Origin of the sequence: Gordonia metallireducens (genome assembly GCF_021245825.1) — a bacterium.
Taxonomy (GTDB): domain Bacteria; phylum Actinomycetota; class Actinomycetes; order Mycobacteriales; family Mycobacteriaceae; genus Gordonia; species Gordonia namibiensis.
Window position 1 is genome coordinate 34,706 of sequence record NZ_JAJQJP010000057.1, and the last position, 17,063, is coordinate 51,768.

Annotated in this window: 15 protein-coding genes and 1 riboswitch; all 15 genes read right to left on the reverse strand. The window is 66.3% G+C overall.

Going from position 1 to position 17,063, the window contains the following annotated elements; translation table 11 throughout:
• Window positions 1-12: 12 nt before the first annotated feature.
• The 15 genes from gap to LQD00_RS21595 all read right to left on the reverse strand — a co-directional run bounded on the left by gap (window position 13) and on the right by LQD00_RS21595 (window position 16,977).
• Window positions 13-1,032, reverse strand: a complete 1,020-nt coding sequence (gene gap, locus LQD00_RS21525; RefSeq protein ID WP_006866307.1) for a type I glyceraldehyde-3-phosphate dehydrogenase — start codon at window positions 1,030-1,032, stop codon at window positions 13-15.
• 179 nt (window positions 1,033-1,211) lie between these two features.
• Window positions 1,212-2,189, reverse strand: coding sequence for a DNA-binding protein WhiA (whiA, locus tag LQD00_RS21530; protein ID WP_174310871.1), 978 nt, complete (start codon window positions 2,187-2,189; stop codon window positions 1,212-1,214).
• Window positions 2,190-2,259: 70 nt separating this feature from the next.
• Complete coding sequence (locus tag LQD00_RS21535) at window positions 2,260-3,279, reverse strand: gluconeogenesis factor YvcK family protein (protein ID WP_006866308.1); 1,020 nt, start codon at window positions 3,277-3,279, stop codon at window positions 2,260-2,262.
• Entirely contained in the window at window positions 3,276-4,226 is a 951-nt protein-coding gene (gene rapZ, locus LQD00_RS21540; protein WP_232719334.1) for an RNase adapter RapZ, read from the reverse strand. Before rapZ ends, LQD00_RS21535 begins: the two co-directional genes overlap by 4 nt.
• Window positions 4,219-6,309 (reverse strand): excinuclease ABC subunit UvrC, encoded by a 2,091-nt coding sequence (uvrC, locus tag LQD00_RS21545; RefSeq protein WP_232719335.1) that lies wholly within the window; start codon window positions 6,307-6,309, stop codon window positions 4,219-4,221. The genes rapZ and uvrC overlap by 8 nt, the downstream gene beginning before the upstream one ends.
• 10 nt (window positions 6,310-6,319) lie before the next feature.
• Entirely contained in the window at window positions 6,320-6,784 is a 465-nt protein-coding gene (locus tag LQD00_RS21550; protein ID WP_232719336.1) for a PH domain-containing protein, read from the reverse strand.
• On the reverse strand, window positions 6,781-7,293 hold the full coding sequence (gene ribH, locus LQD00_RS21555; RefSeq protein ID WP_006866312.1) for a 6,7-dimethyl-8-ribityllumazine synthase: 513 nt from the start codon (window positions 7,291-7,293) through the stop codon (window positions 6,781-6,783). Before ribH ends, LQD00_RS21550 begins: the two co-directional genes overlap by 4 nt.
• Window positions 7,290-8,603, reverse strand: a complete 1,314-nt coding sequence (locus LQD00_RS21560) for a bifunctional 3,4-dihydroxy-2-butanone-4-phosphate synthase/GTP cyclohydrolase II (RefSeq protein ID WP_232719337.1) — start codon at window positions 8,601-8,603, stop codon at window positions 7,290-7,292. Before LQD00_RS21560 ends, ribH begins: the two co-directional genes overlap by 4 nt.
• Window positions 8,604-8,641: 38 nt before the next feature.
• A complete protein-coding gene (locus LQD00_RS21565) occupies window positions 8,642-9,277 on the reverse strand; it encodes a riboflavin synthase (protein ID WP_232719338.1) in 636 nt (211 codons plus the stop codon).
• 44 nt (window positions 9,278-9,321) lie between these two features.
• Window positions 9,322-9,478, reverse strand: a riboswitch (FMN riboswitch).
• 94 nt (window positions 9,479-9,572) lie between these two features.
• Window positions 9,573-10,598 (reverse strand): bifunctional diaminohydroxyphosphoribosylaminopyrimidine deaminase/5-amino-6-(5-phosphoribosylamino)uracil reductase RibD, encoded by a 1,026-nt coding sequence (gene ribD / locus LQD00_RS21570; protein ID WP_232719339.1) that lies wholly within the window; start codon window positions 10,596-10,598, stop codon window positions 9,573-9,575.
• Between the two features lie 8 nt (window positions 10,599-10,606).
• Entirely contained in the window at window positions 10,607-11,287 is a 681-nt protein-coding gene (gene rpe, locus LQD00_RS21575) for a ribulose-phosphate 3-epimerase (protein WP_232719340.1), read from the reverse strand.
• An 858-nt stretch (window positions 11,288-12,145) separates the two neighbouring features.
• On the reverse strand, window positions 12,146-14,689 hold the full coding sequence (locus LQD00_RS21580) for a TPR repeat region-containing protein (protein ID WP_232719341.1): 2,544 nt from the start codon (window positions 14,687-14,689) through the stop codon (window positions 12,146-12,148).
• Window positions 14,689-14,994, reverse strand: coding sequence for a hypothetical protein (locus LQD00_RS21585; RefSeq protein WP_232719342.1), 306 nt, complete (start codon window positions 14,992-14,994; stop codon window positions 14,689-14,691). The genes LQD00_RS21580 and LQD00_RS21585 overlap by 1 nt, the downstream gene beginning before the upstream one ends.
• A gap of 97 nt (window positions 14,995-15,091) precedes the next feature.
• Complete coding sequence (locus LQD00_RS21590) at window positions 15,092-15,685, reverse strand: GNAT family N-acetyltransferase (protein WP_232719343.1); 594 nt, start codon at window positions 15,683-15,685, stop codon at window positions 15,092-15,094.
• A 32-nt stretch (window positions 15,686-15,717) separates the two neighbouring features.
• Window positions 15,718-16,977, reverse strand: coding sequence for a 13E12 repeat family protein (locus tag LQD00_RS21595; RefSeq protein ID WP_232719344.1), 1,260 nt, complete (start codon window positions 16,975-16,977; stop codon window positions 15,718-15,720).
• Window positions 16,978-17,063 lie beyond the last annotated feature (86 nt).

Consider the following 17,063-nt stretch of genomic DNA (forward strand, 5'->3'; position numbering starts at 1 on the left):
ACGACGAGTGGACTAGAGAGACTTGCTGACGAGTCCGATGAGGTCGACGAGGCGGTTCGAGTAGCCCCACTCGTTGTCGTACCAGGACACGACCTTGGCCTGATCGTCGATGACCTTGGTCAGGCCGGCGTCGAACAGCGAGCTGTGCGGGTCGGTGACGATGTCGGAGGAGACGATCGGGGCGTCGTAGTACTTGAGGATGCCCTTGAGCGGACCCTCGGCAGCGGCCTTGAGCGCGGCGTTGATCTCCTCGGCGGTGGCCTGCTTGGCCAGCTGCGCGGTGAGGTCGGTGACCGAGCCGGTGGGGATCGGCACACGCAGGGCGTAGCCGTCGAGCTTGCCCTTCAGCTCCGGGAGGACCAGGCCGATGGCCTTGGCGGCACCGGTCGAGGTCGGCACGATGTTCAGGGCGGCGGCGCGGGCGCGACGCAGGTCCTTGTGCGGGCCGTCCTGCAGGTTCTGATCCTGGGTGTAGGCGTGGATCGTGGTCATGAGGCCCTTGACGATGCCGAACTCGTCGTTGAGGACCTTGGCCAGCGGGCCGAGGCAGTTCGTGGTGCACGAGGCGTTCGAGATGATGTTCTGGCTGCCGTCGTACTTGTCGTCGTTGACGCCCATGACGATGGTGATGTCCTCATCCGACGCGGGGGCCGAGATGATGACCTTCTTGGCGCCGGCGTCCAGGTGACCCTGGGCCTTGGCGCGTGCGGTGAAGATGCCGGTCGACTCGACGACGACGTCGACACCCAGATCGCCCCACGGGATCGAGGCGGGGCCTTCCTTGACCTCGAGCGCCTTGATCTTCTTGTCGCCCACCACGATGGTGTCGTCGCCTTCGAGGCTGACCTCTTCGGGCAGACGGCCGAGGATCGAGTCGAACTTCAGCAGGTGCGCGAGAGTCGCGTTGTCGGTGAGGTCGTTGACCGCGACGATCTCGATGTCAGTGGTGCCCAAAGCCTTTTGCGCTTCGACGGCACGGAAGAAGTTGCGGCCGATCCGGCCGAATCCGTTGACGCCTACCCGAACAGTCACAGTTGTGCTCCTTAGCGGTATTCATGGTCAGGCCTGTGGGTCAAGCCCTGCTGGCCGCGCCGTGAGCGGTCACCGATGGCACACAGGGGCGACCCCGGTCCGCACACGTCGACTTCAGCCTAGTAGGCCGGGTTCCGTCCGGCACACCGCAGGTCCGCCTGTTGGCTTCCTCGCAGCGATCAGGCCTCGTCGAGCAGCTCTGAGGTGACCGCCGACTCGGTGTCCGGGATGCCGTCCTGGCGAGCTTTCTTGTCGGCCATCGACAGCAGACGACGGATGCGTCCGGCGACGGCGTCCTTGGTCATCGGCGGGTCGGCGAGCTGGCCGAGCTCCTCCAGGGAGGCCTGCCGATGGGTGATGCGCAGCTGCCCGGCCGCGACGAGATGGTCGGGGACCTCGTCACCGAGGATCTCCAGGGCGCGTTCGACGCGGGCCGCCGCGGCGACTGCCGCACGAGCCGAGCGTCGCAGGTTGGCGTCATCGAAGTTGGCGAGGCGGTTCGCGGTCGCGCGCACCTCGCGGCGCATGCGGCGTTCCTCCCACACCAGGCGGGTGTCGTGGGCGCCCATCCGGGTGAGCAGGGCGCCGATGGCCTCGCCGTCGCGGATGACGACGCGGTCGGCGCCGCGGACCTCGCGGGCCTTGGCGGTCACGCCGAGGCGACGGGCCGCTCCGACGAGCGCGAGGGCGGCCTCCGGGCCGGGACAGCTGACCTCCAGGGCCGACGAACGTCCGGGTTCGGTCAGCGATCCGTGGGCGAGAAACGCACCGCGCCAGGCGGCTTCGGCGTCGGCAACACTTCCGCCGACGACCTGGGCGGGGAGTCCGCGCACCGGACGACCGCGCAGGTCGAGCAGGCCGGTCTGCCGGGCGAGGCCCTCGCCGTCCTTGGTGATGCGCACGATGTAGCGGGCCGACTTACGCAGTCCGCCGCCGCGCAGGACGTGGACGTCGGAGCCGTAGCCGAACAGGTCGTGGATCTCGCGTCGTAGGCGCCGCGCGACATTGCCCATGTCGACCTCGGCCTCGACCACGACGCGGCCGGCCACGATGTGCAAGCCGCCGGCGAATCGCAGCAGGGCCGACACCTCGGCTCTCCGGCAACTCACCTGGGTCACCGTCAGGCGACTCAGCTCGTCTTTCACCGCCGCCGTCATCGCCACCGGTCCCTGTCCTCCTGTCAACAGCCCACACGTCCCTGAAGAAAACGCCGAATCATCGCCTGTGTCAGGCGTCCGCCCGGTCAGCGTAACGGTTCGATTCACCTTCGCACAGTTCGTTCACCACGGCGGCGACTTTCGCCGGGTCATGGACCCGGCGACCGGGTACGGCGACATCGCCGACGTTCAGCTCGGCGCCGAAGAGCCCTGCCGCACGCACTAGATGCTCGCGTTCCCGTCCGGCCGGTACCGACGACGCGTCGACCAGGACATTGTCGACACGGAAGGTATCGGCGTGCGCGTGCAGGACGTGCAGATGCCGCTCCACCGAGAACCCCGGGGTCTCCCCCGGTTCGGGTGCGAGATTGACCACCAGCACCTTGCGGGCGGCGGTGCGCTGTAAGGCCTTGAGCTGTTCGGGCACCAGCACGTGCGGGATCACGCTGGAGAACCAGGAGCCGGGACCGAGCATCACGAGATCGGCGGATTCGATTGCCTCGACGGCACTCTCGCAGGCGGGCGGATCCTCGGGGATCAATCGCACGCGGCGTACCTTGCCGGGCGTCGTGGCCACCGCGACCTGTCCGCGGATCTCCCGGCTGATGCGGGGATCCGCCTCGAGTCCCGACACGTCGGCCTCGATGTCGAGCGGGACGGTCGACATGGGCAGCACCTGCCCGACGATCCCGAACATCGACCGGAGCTCCTGCAGCGCGGCCACCGTGTCGCCGAGGACCTCGGTAAGGCCGGCGAGCATCAGATTGCCGATGGGGTGTCCGGCGAGGGCCCCGCGACCGCCGAAGCGGTGCTGCAGGACCTCGGCCCACAGTTCGTGGCGCCGACGGGTGTCGGGATCGCCCGCGGTCTGGAAGTCCTCGAGCGCCTTGGGCGCAGACATCAACGCGGCCAACGCCATTCGGAGGTCTCCCGGCGGGATGAGCCCGAGTTCGGCACGCAGCCGGCCCGACGATCCGCCGTCGTCGGCGACCGTCACCACCGCGGTGATGTCGGTGCTGAGGTAGCGCATCGCGGTCAGCGTCGCGTACAGGCCGTGGCCGCCACCGAGGGCGACGATCTTCTGGGTCATTCGCGCCCCAGATCGCGGTGCATCACGCGCACATCGTAGGAGGCCACACCGGAGTCGTCGACGGTCTTGCGGAGCCGTCGGGCGAGTTCCTCGGAGATGGCGACGCTGCGGTGTTTGCCACCGGTGCAGCCGACGCTGATCGTCATGTAGCGCTTGCCTTCTCGTAGGTAGCCGCGACCGACGATGGACACCAGGCCGGTGTAGAGGTCGAGGAAGTCACCGGCGTCGGGCTGGCCGAGGACATAGTCGCGGACCGGCGCCTCCTGCCCGTTGTGGTCGCGCAGTTCGTCGATCCAGTGGGGGTTGGGCAGGAACCGCACGTCGGCGACGAGATCGGAGTCGATGGGCAGTCCGTACTTGAAGCCGAAGGACTGCACCGCGATGCTCAGCCGCGGTTCGGCGTCGCCCGGGGACACGCCCTCCACCACGGAGCGGAGCTTGGCCGCGGTGAGCGCCGAGGTTTCCACGACGAGGTCGGCGACGTTCTTGATGGGCGCCAGGATCGCGCGCTCCCGGGCGATGCCCTCGATGAGGGTTTCCTTGCCCTGCAGGGGGTGTCGGCGACGCACCTGTTCGAAGCGACGGACCAGCGCCTCCTCGCTCGCGTCGAGGTACAGCAGCCGGGTACGAATCCCGGACTCCTCGAGGCTGTCCCGCAACTGTTCGAGTTCGTGGGCGAGGTTGGGGTGGGAGGCGCGCAACACCATCGCGAGCCGGGTGATCGTCGGGTCGCTCTCCCGCACCATCCCGACCATCGTCGAGATCAGCGACGGCGGAACGTTGTCCGCGACGTACCAGCCGTCGTCTTCGAGAACGTTGGCCGCCGTGGAGCGGCCCGCACCTGACATGCCGGTGACGAACAGGACGGTGAGTCCGTCCGGCACCTCGCCGTTCCGGACCCCACCGGTCAGCTGCTCGTCGTGTTCGGCCTCGGCCTGCTCACTCATCGACACCTCGTCCCGCGTCACCGGTCACCACCGTCATCTCTGCCTCGTTCACCGCGTCGGACACCACCGTCTCCACCGGCACCACCTCGGATTCCACCACCTCGGACTCGGGCACCGTCTCGACGACGGTGTCACCGCCGAGCGCGCTCTGCACCGCACGGGCGGTGGTCAGTCCGATCCCCGGAACCTGGGCGATCTCCTCCAAGGATGCCTCACGCAGACGCGCAACCGACCCGAAGTGGGTCACCAGCGCGGTGCGTCGTGTCTTCCCGAGACCCGGGATGCCGTCGAGCGCCGAGGCGGTCATCCGCTTGCTGCGCTTGCTGCGGTGGAAGGTGATGGCGAACCGGTGTGCCTCGTCGCGCACACGTTGCAGCAGGAACAGTGCCTGGCTGCTGCGCGGCAGGATCATCGGGTCGTCCTCGCCGGGCACCCACACCTCCTCGAGGCGTTTGGCGAGTCCGATGACCGCGACGTCGGTGACGCCGAGTTCGTCGAGGACTGCCGCGGCCGCATGCACCTGCGGTGCGCCACCGTCGACGACGAACAGGTTGGGCGGGTACGCGAATTTCCGTGGCTGCGCCGGGGTCTCGGGCACGGCGTCGACCTCGCCCGACTCGGGTGGCGGCGCGTCGCGGTCGGCACCGTGCCGGAGGAAGCGGCGGCGGGTGACCTCGGCGATCGACGCGACGTCGTCGGAATGGCCGTCGCCGGCGGCATGACGGATCGCGTAGTGCCGGTAGTCGGACTTGCGCGGCAGGCCGTCCTCGAAGACGACGAGAGAGGCGACGACGTCGGTGCCCTGCACGTGCGAGATGTCGACGCACTCGATACGCAGCGGCGCCTGGTCGAGCATCAGGTTCTCCTGCAGCTCGGTGAGGGCGGCCGAGCGGGTGGTGAGATCACCGGCGCGTCGGAGTTTGTGCTGGGTGAGTGCTTCACCCGCGTTGCGGGCGACGGTCTCGAACAGCGCCTTCTTGTCGCCCCGCTGCGGTACGCGCAGTTTGACCCTGCTCCCCCGCAGCCCGCACAGCCACTCTTCGAGTTCTGCTGCGTTGGCGGGCAATTCGGGGACCAGGACCTCACGCGGAACGGACTCGCCGTGTGCGCGGTTCTGACCGACGTCGACGGTGGCGTCGAAATCGACCTGCGCACCGTAGAACTGGGTGATGAACTCGCCGATGACGTCACCGTCGGTGCCGTTGTCGCTGCGTTCGACGACCCAGCCGCGCTGACCGCGGACGCGTCCGTCGCGCACGTGGAAGACCTGGACCGACACCTCGAGTTCGTCGCCGGCGATCGCGACGACGTCGGCGGTGGTGCCGTCACCGAGGACCACGGCCTGCTTCTCCATCGCGCGTCGGAGGGCGCCGATGTCGTCGCGTAGACGGGCCGCCCGTTCGAAGTCGAGATCCTCGGCCGCTGCGGTCATGTCGCGTTCGAGCTTGCGGATCAGCAGGTCGGTGCGGCCGGCCAGGAAGTCGCAGAAGTCCTCGACGATCTCACGGTGCTCCTCGGCGTCGACGCGGCCGATGCAGGGGGCGGAGCACTTGTCGATGTAGCCGAGCAGGCACGGGCGGTCGATCTGTCGGTGCCGTTTGAACACGCCCGCCGAGCAGGTGCGCGCCGGGAACACCCGCGTCAGCAGGTCGACGGTCTCGCGGATCGCCCACGCATGCGCGTACGGACCGAAGTAACGCACGCCACGGCGGCGCGGCCCGCGGTAGACGAACAGCCGCGGGTACTCCTCGTTGAGGGTCACGGCGAGCATCGGATAGCTCTTGTCGTCGCGGTAGCGGACGTTGAACCGCGGATCGAACTCCTTGATCCAGTTGTATTCGAGCTGGAGCGCCTCGACCTCGGTGCCCACGACGGTCCACTCGACCGACGCCGCCGTCGTCACCATCTGGCGGGTGCGCGGGTGCAGCGAGGCGATGTCGGCGAAGTACGAGGTCAGGCGCGACCGGAGGTTCTTGGCCTTGCCCACGTAGATGACACGACCGTGCTCGTCACGGAACTTGTACACCCCGGGATCGGTCGGGATGGTTCCGTGAGCAGGACGGTAGGTAGTCGGGTCGGCCACGTGTTCCAGGCTAGTTGGCGGGTCGGACGGTCCCGCGATAGCGCTCTTCGAGCTCGCGGAACCGGGCCATCGCCTCGACGGCCCGCGGGCCGTCGTTCGCCTGCACGGCCAGCACGGTGATGTGTTCGTCGGACGGGAACAGCAGCCAGGCACCGTACCCCTTCTCGGGGTAGGTCAGTCCGAGCACCTGGTCCCAGCCGAAGAGCCGGACCGGTACGAGGTTGCGCACCTCGACGCCCTCGGCCCCGACGCGCAGCCGCGGACGGGTCAGCAGGAGGATGGCGCCGGAGATGAGGACGCCGATCAGGATGATCGCGACCTGGTCGGAGCCGCCGAGGTTGCGGACCCCGACGTCCTCGACCGTCAGCAGCAGCCCGAAGATGATGTGGATGGCCATCACGATCACGGCCGCGATGATCGCCCAGCGGGGCAACTTACGCGGCCGATAGACCAGGTCCCATCGCGGGGAGGTCACGCCGATGCTCCTCCGACCGCATTCGGCAGGGCCTCACCGCGTGCCAGTGCACGCAGGGTCAGTGCCGACGCCAGTGCGGCGACGGTCGCCTGGGCGCCCTTGTCCTCGGTCGAACCGGGCAGGCCTGCGCGGGCGATGGCCTGCTCCTCGGTGAGCGTGGTCAGCACGCCGTTGCCGACCGGGGTCGACTCGTCGAGCGAGACGCGGGTCAGACCCGCGGTCACCGCGTCGCACACGTACTCGAAATGCGGTGTTTCGCCCTTGATCACGACGCCGAGCGCGACGACGGCGTCGTGGGTGCGGGCCAGCGCCTGCACGATGACCGGCAACTCGATCGCGCCCGCCACCTGCACGATGGTCGGCTCGGTGACACCGTTCTCGTTGGCCGCGCGGACCGCGCCGTCGAGCAGTGCGCCGCAGATCTTCTCGTGCCACTGCGACGACACGATCGCGAGCCGGAGTTTGCCGGCGTCGGCGAGTTCGAGGGTCGGTTCTCCGTGGCCGCTCATGCAGGGGCTCCTTCAGATGCGTCGTCACCGGTGTGCGCAAGGTCGTCGAGGCCCACGAGGTCGTGTCCCATCCGGTCGCGCTTGGTGCGAAGGTAGCGCAGGTTCTCGGCGTTGGCGCGCACCGGCATCGGCACACGGTCGACGATCTGCAGGCCGTAGCCGTCGAGGCCGACGCGCTTGGCCGGGTTGTTGGTCAGCAGACGCATCGACGACACACCGAGATCGACGAGAATCTGGGCGCCGAGACCGTAGTCGCGGGAGTCGGCGGGCAGACCGAGTTCCAGGTTGGCGTCGACGGTGTCGGCGCCGGCGTCCTGCAGCTGGTAGGCCTGCAGCTTGTGCAGCAGACCGATGCCGCGGCCCTCATGGCCACGCATGTACAGGATGATGCCGCGGCCTTCCTCGGCCACCATCTCCATCGCGGCGTCGAGCTGCGGACCGCAGTCGCAGCGCAGCGAACCGAAGACGTCGCCGGTCAGGCACTCCGAGTGCACGCGGACGAGGACGTCGTGTCCGTCGTCGCTGGAGATGTCGCCCTTGACCAGGGCGACGTGCTCGACGTCGTCGTAGACGCTGGAGTAGCCGACGGCGCGGAAGTCTCCGTGACGGGTGGGGATCCGGGCATCGGCGACGCGCACGACGTGCTTCTCGTGACGACGACGCCATGCGATGAGGTCGGCGATCGAGATCATGGCGAGGTCGTGCTCGTCGGCGAAGACGCGCAGCTCGTCGGAGCGGGCCATCGAGCCCACGTCCTTCTGGCTGACGATCTCGCAGATGACACCGGCCGGTGCGAGGTCGGCGAGGCGGGCCAGGTCGACGGCGGCCTCGGTGTGGCCGGGACGACGCAGCACGCCGCCCTCCTTGGCGCGTAGCGGGACCACGTGGCCGGGACGGGTGAAGTCGCCGGCGGTGGCCTCCGGGTCGGCGAGCAGACGCATGGTGGTGGCACGGTCCGAGGCGCTGATACCGGTGCCGATGCCCTCACGGGCGTCGACGGTCACGGTGTAGGCGGTGCCGTGCTTGTCCTGGTTCATCGAGTACATCGGGGGCAGACCGAGACGGTCGCAGGCGTCGCCGTCGAGCGGGACGCACAGGTAGCCCGAGGTGTAGCGGACCATGAAGGCGACGAGCTCCGGGGTGGCCTTCTCGGCCGCGAAGATCAGGTCGCCCTCGTTCTCCCGGTCCTCGTCGTCGACCACGACGACCGCCTTGCCGGCGGCGATGTCGGCGATGGCCCGTTCGATCGAGTCGAGCTGGACTCGTTCGTCGGTGGTCGCGTCTTCACCATCACGCGGCGACTCGCTCATCAGAACCTCACTCGTTGTGCTCATTTCGGCCGCTGTGCTCATTTCGTCTCTTCAAGCGCAGGGACAGCTTGGGTATTTCCGAGGTGCAGACGTTCGACGTACTTGGCGATCACGTCGACCTCGAGGTTGACCACGGTGTCGGGCTTGGTGGCACCGAGGTTGGTCTCGTTGAGGGTGGTGGGGATCAGGGAGATCTCGAACCACGAGTCGTCACCCGATCCGCCGACGGACGAGACGGTCAGCGACACACCGTCGACGGTGATCGAGCCCTTCTCGACGAGGTAGCGGGTCAGCTTCTCCGGCACGCCGATGCGCACGACGGTCCAGTTCTCCGAGGGGCTCACGGACAGGACGCGACCGGTCCCGTCGACGTGGCCTTGCACGATGTGGCCGCCGAAACGCCCGTTGGCGGGCATGGCGCGTTCGAGGTTGACGGTGCTGCCCGCGGCGAGGTCGGACAGGGAGCTACGACGAAGCGTCTCGCCCATCACGTCGACGGTGAACTCGCCCGGTCGGAGGTCGACGACGGTCAGACACACGCCGTTGACCGCGATGGAGTCGCCGTGGCCGGCATCGGTGGTGACGATGGGTCCCCGCACGGTGAAGCGGGCTGCATCAGAGAGATCCTCGCGGTCGGCGATGACGCCGAGTTCCTCCACGATTCCGGTGAACACGCACTCCTCCTGCTCGCTCGGAGCAGACAGGGCGGCACTGTGTCGCCTGTTCTCTCGCATCCGGACTATGACCGTCGGCTTCGGAATCTCACCGAATCTGCTGTCCCTGTCTTCCGACAGGCGCTCGCGGGCTGGAAGGTGCATATCCATAGCACCCTCATCACCGCCGGTGGGGAATCTCACCCCGCCCCGAGAACTGGTGATATCGACGCTAGCACGATGCGCGAACGGAGTCGCATTGGAATTTCGCTGAGCGAAACAGTCCGACCCCGGTGTGTCGCGCATCTCGCCCTGCTCAGACCTGCGCCGATGGCCGCACAGTGCGGGCGAGTGTGACCAACACGTCATTGCCGAGCGTCGTGACCTCGCGGGTCTCGAACCGTCTGGCGTCGCCCAGAGTGGTGACTCCCGGGATCTCGACGGAACTGCGTCCGGCGCCCAGGACCATCGGCGCGACGTAGGCGTGCACCTCGTCGACGAGGTCGGCGGCGAAGAAGGCGCCGAGGATGTGCGGGCCGCCCTCCACCAGAACCCAGAGGGCGTCGGGCAGTGCGGCGAGGACGTCGGCCGGGTCGTGGGAGTCGACCTGGGCCAGCGGTCCCCCGGTGTCCCCGCGGAGGTTGGCGTCGGCCGGTACGTCGCGGTGTCCGAGCACCACGCGGGCCGGCTGGTGCGGATAGAGCCCGCCGTCGGCGGTGCGGGCGGTGAGGGTCGGATTGTCGGCGAGGGCCGTGCCGGTGCCGACGACGATGGCGTCGAGGCGTGACCGCTGCGCGTGGGCGTGGTCGCGGGCGGCGGGGCCGGTGATCCACTGGCTGGTGCCGTCGGGTGCGGCGATGCGGCCGTCGATGCCGGCCGCGATCTTGGCGGTGACCATCGGCCGCCCGAGGCGCTGTCGGGTGAGCCACGGACGCAGCGGACCGTTCTCCACGATGTCGGCCGCGACTCCCCCGGTCACCCGTATGCCGGCGGCCCGCAGGGTGTCGGCGCCACCCGCGGCGACGGGGTTGGGGTCGCTGACCGCGTAGTGGACGTCGGCGATGCCGGCCTTGATGAGTGCCTGCGTGCACGGGCCGGTGCGTCCGGTGTGGTTGCAGGGTTCGAGCGTGACGATCGCGGTGCCGCCACGTGCGGCGTCACCCGCCGCACGCAAGGCCATGACCTCGGCGTGCGGCCCGCCCGGCGGTTGGGTCGCGCCGACGCCGGCGACAGTGCCGTCGGCAGCCAGGATCACCGCTCCGACAGGCGGATTCGGTGAACTGACACCCATGGCCGCATACGACGCCTCGACGGCTCGGTCCATGGCGGCGGCAATGTCCATGTGGTGGATCAGATGTCGCTGTGGGCGCGTGCGGTCGCGGCAGATTCGCGGAGGGCTGCGACGGCCTGGCCGGGGTCGGCGGCACCGTAGACCGCCGACCCGGCGACGAAGCAGTCGATTCCGGCCTCGGCCGCCTCTTCGATGGTGTCGGCGTTGATGCCGCCGTCGATCTCGACGAGCAGCCTCAGATCCTCGGAATCGATGAACTTCCGGATGGCGCGGGCCTTCTCGAGAACCTCCGGGATGAACTTCTGCCCACCGAAACCGGGTTCGACGCTCATGATGAGCAGGGTGTCGAAGTCGCGGAGGATCTCCAGATACGGCTCGAGCGCGGTGCCCGGCTTGATCGACAGACCGGCTTTCGCACCAGCGGCGCGGATGTCACGGGCGACGCCGATCGGATTCTCGGTGGCCTCGGCATGGAAGGTGACGTTGTAGGCGCCGGCCTCGGCATACGGCGGCGCCCACCGCTCCGGGTTCTCGATCATCAGATGGCAGTCGAGCGGGATGTCGGTGGCCTTCAGCAGGCTCTCGACGATCGGCAGACCCAGCGTCAGGTTCGGCACGAAATGGTTGTCCATCACGTCGACGTGCAGCCAATCGGCACGGGTGGCACCGGGCTTGGCAACAGCAGCCGCCTCGTCGGCGAGATTCGCGAAGTCCGCGGACAGAATGGACGGAGCGATCATAGGCGCGTTACCAGCGGTGCACATGGTGGACAAGTGTAGGGCGCGGCAGTCACCGCCCCCGCGATCGGTAGAAGTAATACGCGCTATATGCCGATTTCTTCTACTCGACGCCGGACATCGGCCAGCCAGGGTTCTGTTGCTCCGGTGCGCGCGGGACGGCGCTGCTTCCGCGCACCTCGGACTCTGGGGGCACGCCTTCGGGGCGGGGTAGCGAATCACATCCCGCCATTTCTCGATGGAATTCAGGACCGTTCGCAACGAACTCGAAATCGAGCACTCGCCAGCCACCGAAGACGTCGTTCTGGGGCCGCCGCGCACTTCCACGCTGTCGCGGGGGCGGCGACTGACCAATCCTGTCAAATTCGATTATCGAAACCAGGCTGCTCTTCGCATAGGTCTCCCACAATCCTGTGCTGTTTGCCCCTGTCGGACTTGACGCGTATCCAAATTCGCACAGAACGAGTCTGGTCATGGAACCGCGATCATCACGACGCAAAACGCTGAACGTCGACGTGCCAACCAACTCTCTTCCAGCGCTGGCCGAGTTCGGCCGTAGCACCGAGGAAGCGAATCCGTCTGGCGCAGCCTCCAGAAATCCGGGATAAGCCCAAGACGTCGAATTTCCCTCGCGGGCCACATAGAACGACTCGACAAACCCGCGAACGAACGTACCTTCGGCTGCCAGAGGATCGAACTTCTCGCCGGCAACCCATCTGAAAGTGACGTCGAAACCTGGCGGTAGGCCTTCGTCAACGCCAGAGCCAGATTCCTCGACTCCCCTTGAGTCGGCATCTTGGGTGCACGAGCCCAGTACGAACGCAGAAACTACTACCGCCACAACCCGAAGAAGAAGCGTCCTCACCATCCACCCCCGTTGGGGGTTGGACGATTATGCCTCTCCATCTCACCTTGGTACTGATTCAAGAAATCGTTGTCGCGAGCCCCAAAGAGCCTCCCCGCCACCTCGCTCAACACCGTCCTATCCATTCCATCCGGACTCAGCCCGTCGCGTCGCAACGATTCGACGAAAGCAGGATCGTCCATCCTGTCGCCGTAGATTTCCCTCATCTCAGGGCTGTCTACGAAATCCGGATTGTTCTTGAGATAGCCTTCCATCATTCCTTCGTATACGAAATCCATATTCGTGCTTCTGAAAACACTGGCTCGCACCTCGTTGAACTTGACGTCAGGAGAGATGTCAGACGCGTTGGGAGGATCGCCGATAATACTCAACTTGAGCGCCGAGGACGAGAGATCGACAAGAGAACTCAGGCCTGGATGGAGGCCCGGTATCGCAGTTCCCAGAGCTGCAACCGAGTCAAACGCCGCACCATAGCGCGCGTAATCTCTGGCCGCCTTGTAGCGTTCGTCCTCTACATCCTCATCCAACATGTCGTTTAGACCTGCAGTCATCGCGCCGTGGAGTCTGCCTGCAATTTTGCCTAGGCCAGAGCGACTGTCGTCGGCACCGAATACTTGCTCCAAGACACCCGCTTGCATCATGGCATTGGTGTTCACGATTCGACCAGCTTCAGGGTCCGTGTCCAAGACCTGGAAGAGTCCCTTCAAATCGTGGGCATCACTTAGTTGTGAAGCGCCACGGGTCTGGAAGATGTCCTGGTCAGCGCCGGCCATCTCAGCAAGGTATGGCGCTATCGATTTCGCCAACGTCCTCGTCAGCTCCGGGTTTAGCTCGCCGAGAGCTTGGTCGCCGTGCATATCAGCGAAATAATCCTTGTTGTCGCCAACGTATTCACCTAGTGCGGTTGCGATTTGGCCGGACCGGACGCTGTCAGCCATTCTCACATCGGGCGTTCCGTCGGGGGTGCTCGCTACGTCCGGCATCCAATTGAAAAGCTTATTGACGCCAGAAGTTTCTTTTCCGTCATCGTCTGTCCAATCGAACGAAAGAAGGTTCTTCAGAGTTCCCGCATCATGGAGAGTCGTTTTGTTCCCATCAAGGTCGTAGGCGGCGATCCCGCCGCCATCAACGTCCCGCCCCGTCCCGGACATAACAGCGTCATGAACCGCGATGTGATCCGCGCCGGCGACATCGAGCATTCGAACTAGTAGACCTTCAACTTCGGACTTTTCGATATTGCTGTGGCCGAAGGTTCGGAGGTCGGTGACGTATGACTCCTCTCTACCGGCCGCTACCTCGCCCGCCCTTGCTATGAGGGCGCGGTCTACATCGCTGCCAAGCTGAAGGGATCTGGACCCGTACATCTCACCTGTATCCACCGACCGATGCTCCAGGATGTCCATCAACGACTTGAGATCATTGAACGTATTGAGATTGTTGACCGACTTGCTACTACCGGAATGCGCACCTGAGTCGGTGGCGCTCAACTGCCCCTTGCTAGCTGCAGGGCTTGTCAGCACCTCGCGAACCGGGGCAGACAGTTCGTTCAGTCCGCCCGTCACAAACCGCGGCCCCGGGTGCAGTCCCATCTGCTGTAGCGGTCCGGCAAGGAACGTCTGCTCGACCTGCTGGTCTGTCCGCACGCTTGGGTTACCGAGCAGGTAGATACCGTCACCGAGCGCGTTCTTCAACTGAAGACGTTCCGCGCCAAAATATTCGTCACCGAAACGCTTCAAAGCGTCGAGCGAGTAGGGCGCCGAGCCTTCAGAACTCTGACCCCAATTGGGCGTGTAGATGGCCTTCAGATAATCGAACTGTTCTTTCGAGATGACCGCTTCTTCGCCGCGTGCCAGCGCCGCGCGCTGTTCGGGCGTCAGACTGGTCGCACGGTAGAAGCGTTCCTTCTGCTCCGGTGTCGCAGTCCCGCTCATGATCGCCTGGACGTCGCGACTTGCTTGTCCGGCGGAGAAGCTCGAGCTGAGCGGAGCGTTGATCTCGGCGTTGCCGAAGACCACGTTCAGTGCGCGGGCACCGTTACGGTCGTCCTCCCCGATCTGGTCCGCCAGCGACTGCAGCGACAGCGTCGCTGTCTTCGCCTCCTCGGCGCGCTTGGCCTGGTCGTTCCGAATCGACTGTTCGGCCGCGCTTCCGGCCTCCACACCGTTCAACTCCGAGGCGTAGTCACGAGCGTCGCGCACGGTCCAGTCATCCGAGACGCTGAACTTGTCGAGTTCGAGGCCGAGTGCCTTCGTCAGAGCAGTGCTTCGGTTTGGGCTGATCGCGGCGGCGGTGTCGTGCAGCACCCTCGCGGCCGCGCTGAGTTCGGTGCCGAGCCTGTTGATCTCGTCTCGGTCGGACGTCGTACGGTCTTCGCACGCACGCTTGGATTCGCCCGACCAGCCCTCCACGTTCATGGGAGCATCGGCCATCGCCTTGGTTTGGGTTCGCAGGTTCTCGGCTGTCGTCTCCAGCGATTCCGCAGACTGGAGCAGGACCATCACGTCCCAGCTGTTGACGGTCGACCGTGTCGGACGGTTCATCAGAACACGGAAATGGCTCGGAAACCGCTCGCCAACTCTTCATCGGTGTCTGCGAACTCGGTCGCAACCTGGTAGCAGGTCTGCGAAACCGCGTCCATGCGAGCAGCTGCGCGACCGAGGAGAGTTCGAACGAGGTCGTCTTTGCCGGCGCAGGCGCCACCGAAAGCCGAACCCGGCATCGCCGCAGCTGCGTCAGCGAATCCGGTACTGCCCGACCAGAGCGCCCGGGTGGCATTCGAGCACTCGGCCAACGTCTTGCCGACGCCCTCGATTACACCCTTCTCGGCTTCCAGGCGATAAGTCACTGTGAGTCCCCCGTCCCCGGCATCAACACTTCTTGACACCCCTCCGCTCAGACAACCTAGTACGAAACAGCACGAAGTGGGGATTCGACATCCACAATCACGGAACCCTCACCATCGCCCCCACGTCCGGGCCGTCATCGGGCAGAGACACCTTGCCGGTCACCTCGAACCCGAGCCGTCCGTAGAACGTGACGTTCTCCGGGGATGAGGTCTCGAGGTATGCGGCATACCCCTCTGTCCGGGCCGCCTCGAGCCCTGGCTCGAGCACAGCTCTGCCGAGCCCTCGTCCCTGCGAATGTGGCGCGACCCCGACCGTGGCCAGATGCCAGACGGGTTCGGCCGGCCGGAGACCGGCGGTTGCCTCGTCGGCCCGCGCGGCGACGGTTGCTCGGTCCCCGTACAGGTCGACGACTCGGGCGGCGATGTCGCCGAACGCCTCGTCGAGACCCGACGAGGACGGAGTGATCCACACCGCCACGGCGGCAAGGTCGTCCGAGACCCAGACGCGGCCGCACCGCATGCCGATCTCGGCGAGATACAACCGCTGCAGGTATTCGACGCGAGCGCCATGGTCACGCGCATCCACCGTGTGCCTGGTGAAGGGATAGTCGGCGAAGGCCTGGCCGAGCGTTTCTGCGGCAGCGTCGATGTCTTCCGGAGTCGCCGGTCGAATGGAAGGGCTGATCGTCACGCGAAGCGAGGTTACCCGGCGCCCCGCAGCGCTCAAGCGACCGCGAGCAGCTGCAGCAGCTTCGTCTCGATCATGCTGCGGTCAGGACTTTGGTGCCCGATCGCCGGTGGCGCGGCACTTCGATGGCGGGCGCCGGTCGGGGTGATGACGTCGATGACCCGTATGTGTCCGGCCATGCGAACCGAATATGCCCAGCCGTCAGCCTCTTTCGCCCGATTGTGGGTGACACAGATGCCGTCGGCGTTGGCTTCGCTGGTCGGGCCGTCGTGTCGATGCGGTTTCGCGTGGTCGACCTCTGCGATCGGAGCGCCGCAGTACGGAGTTCGACAGCGCTGGTCTCGGAGTCGAACGAAGTGCGCGAGTGCGGCCGGGAAGGTTCGCGATCTCGACTCCATCGACACCAGTGCGCCATCCGACGGACGTGCATAGATTCGACGCAGCGTCGAGGCGGTCTCGCCATCGGGCGACACCGATGCGGCGACGAGTTCCCGTGCCACTGCCGCCGGGATCGGTCCGTACCCCTGCACTTCAGCCGCCGAATCGTTCAGCCCGAGCAGACACTCGTCGGACATGATCATGTTCACTGCCACCGGCACCGGCTCCGCTGCGGATCGACCGGTGACACGTTCGACCAGCGTGTCGGCCATGATCTGCGCGTGCGTGCGATCGTCGGCGCCGAGGACCGAGTCGGCATGTTTCTTGAGCGAGGCATATACGGAGATCCCCTGCGTCATCGGCAACAACGCCGAAAGCTGGGTCATCAGATCCGGCGCCGGCCGCACGCTGACCCGCCGGTCCTTCTCGGCCTTGGCCTTTCGCGCGACCACCGCGGCCGGCTCGAGTTCGTAGGCGTGACGCTTTGCCCGGCCTTCGACCTCTCGATCGGAAGCACCCACCAGCGCCTGACGGTCGCCGCACACCCGGCGGTCGATCTCCTCCCGCGATTCGCGAGTCAGGTAAGCGGTTTCGCGGGCGAGGATCGTGGCACGCCACTCGGTGAGGACTCCGTCCGCGAGAGCCGCCATCGTATGCGGCATCTCATGCGCCAGGGCACGAGCGAACCCGAGGTACTGGCTCCCCTTCTGCGGTGAGGCCTTACGCGCCAATCCTATTTCGGCGGCAAGCCCCCGCCCCCGCCGCTGCGGCGGGACATTCCTCGCAGCCTCATCGGCTGCACGAAGCTGATCGAGGTTCGCGGTCTCACGCACCTGCGCCGCGGAACAGGCGGACTTCACCTCCTCGAGCAGCGTCAACCGCTGCACCGACTCGGCCTCGTCGACGCCCGCAGTCATTCCCGCGAGGAGGCGCTGAAAAGCTTGAAGATCATCCGTCGAAAGGATCGACATTCCGCTCGCACACGTTTCGTACATACGTTCGA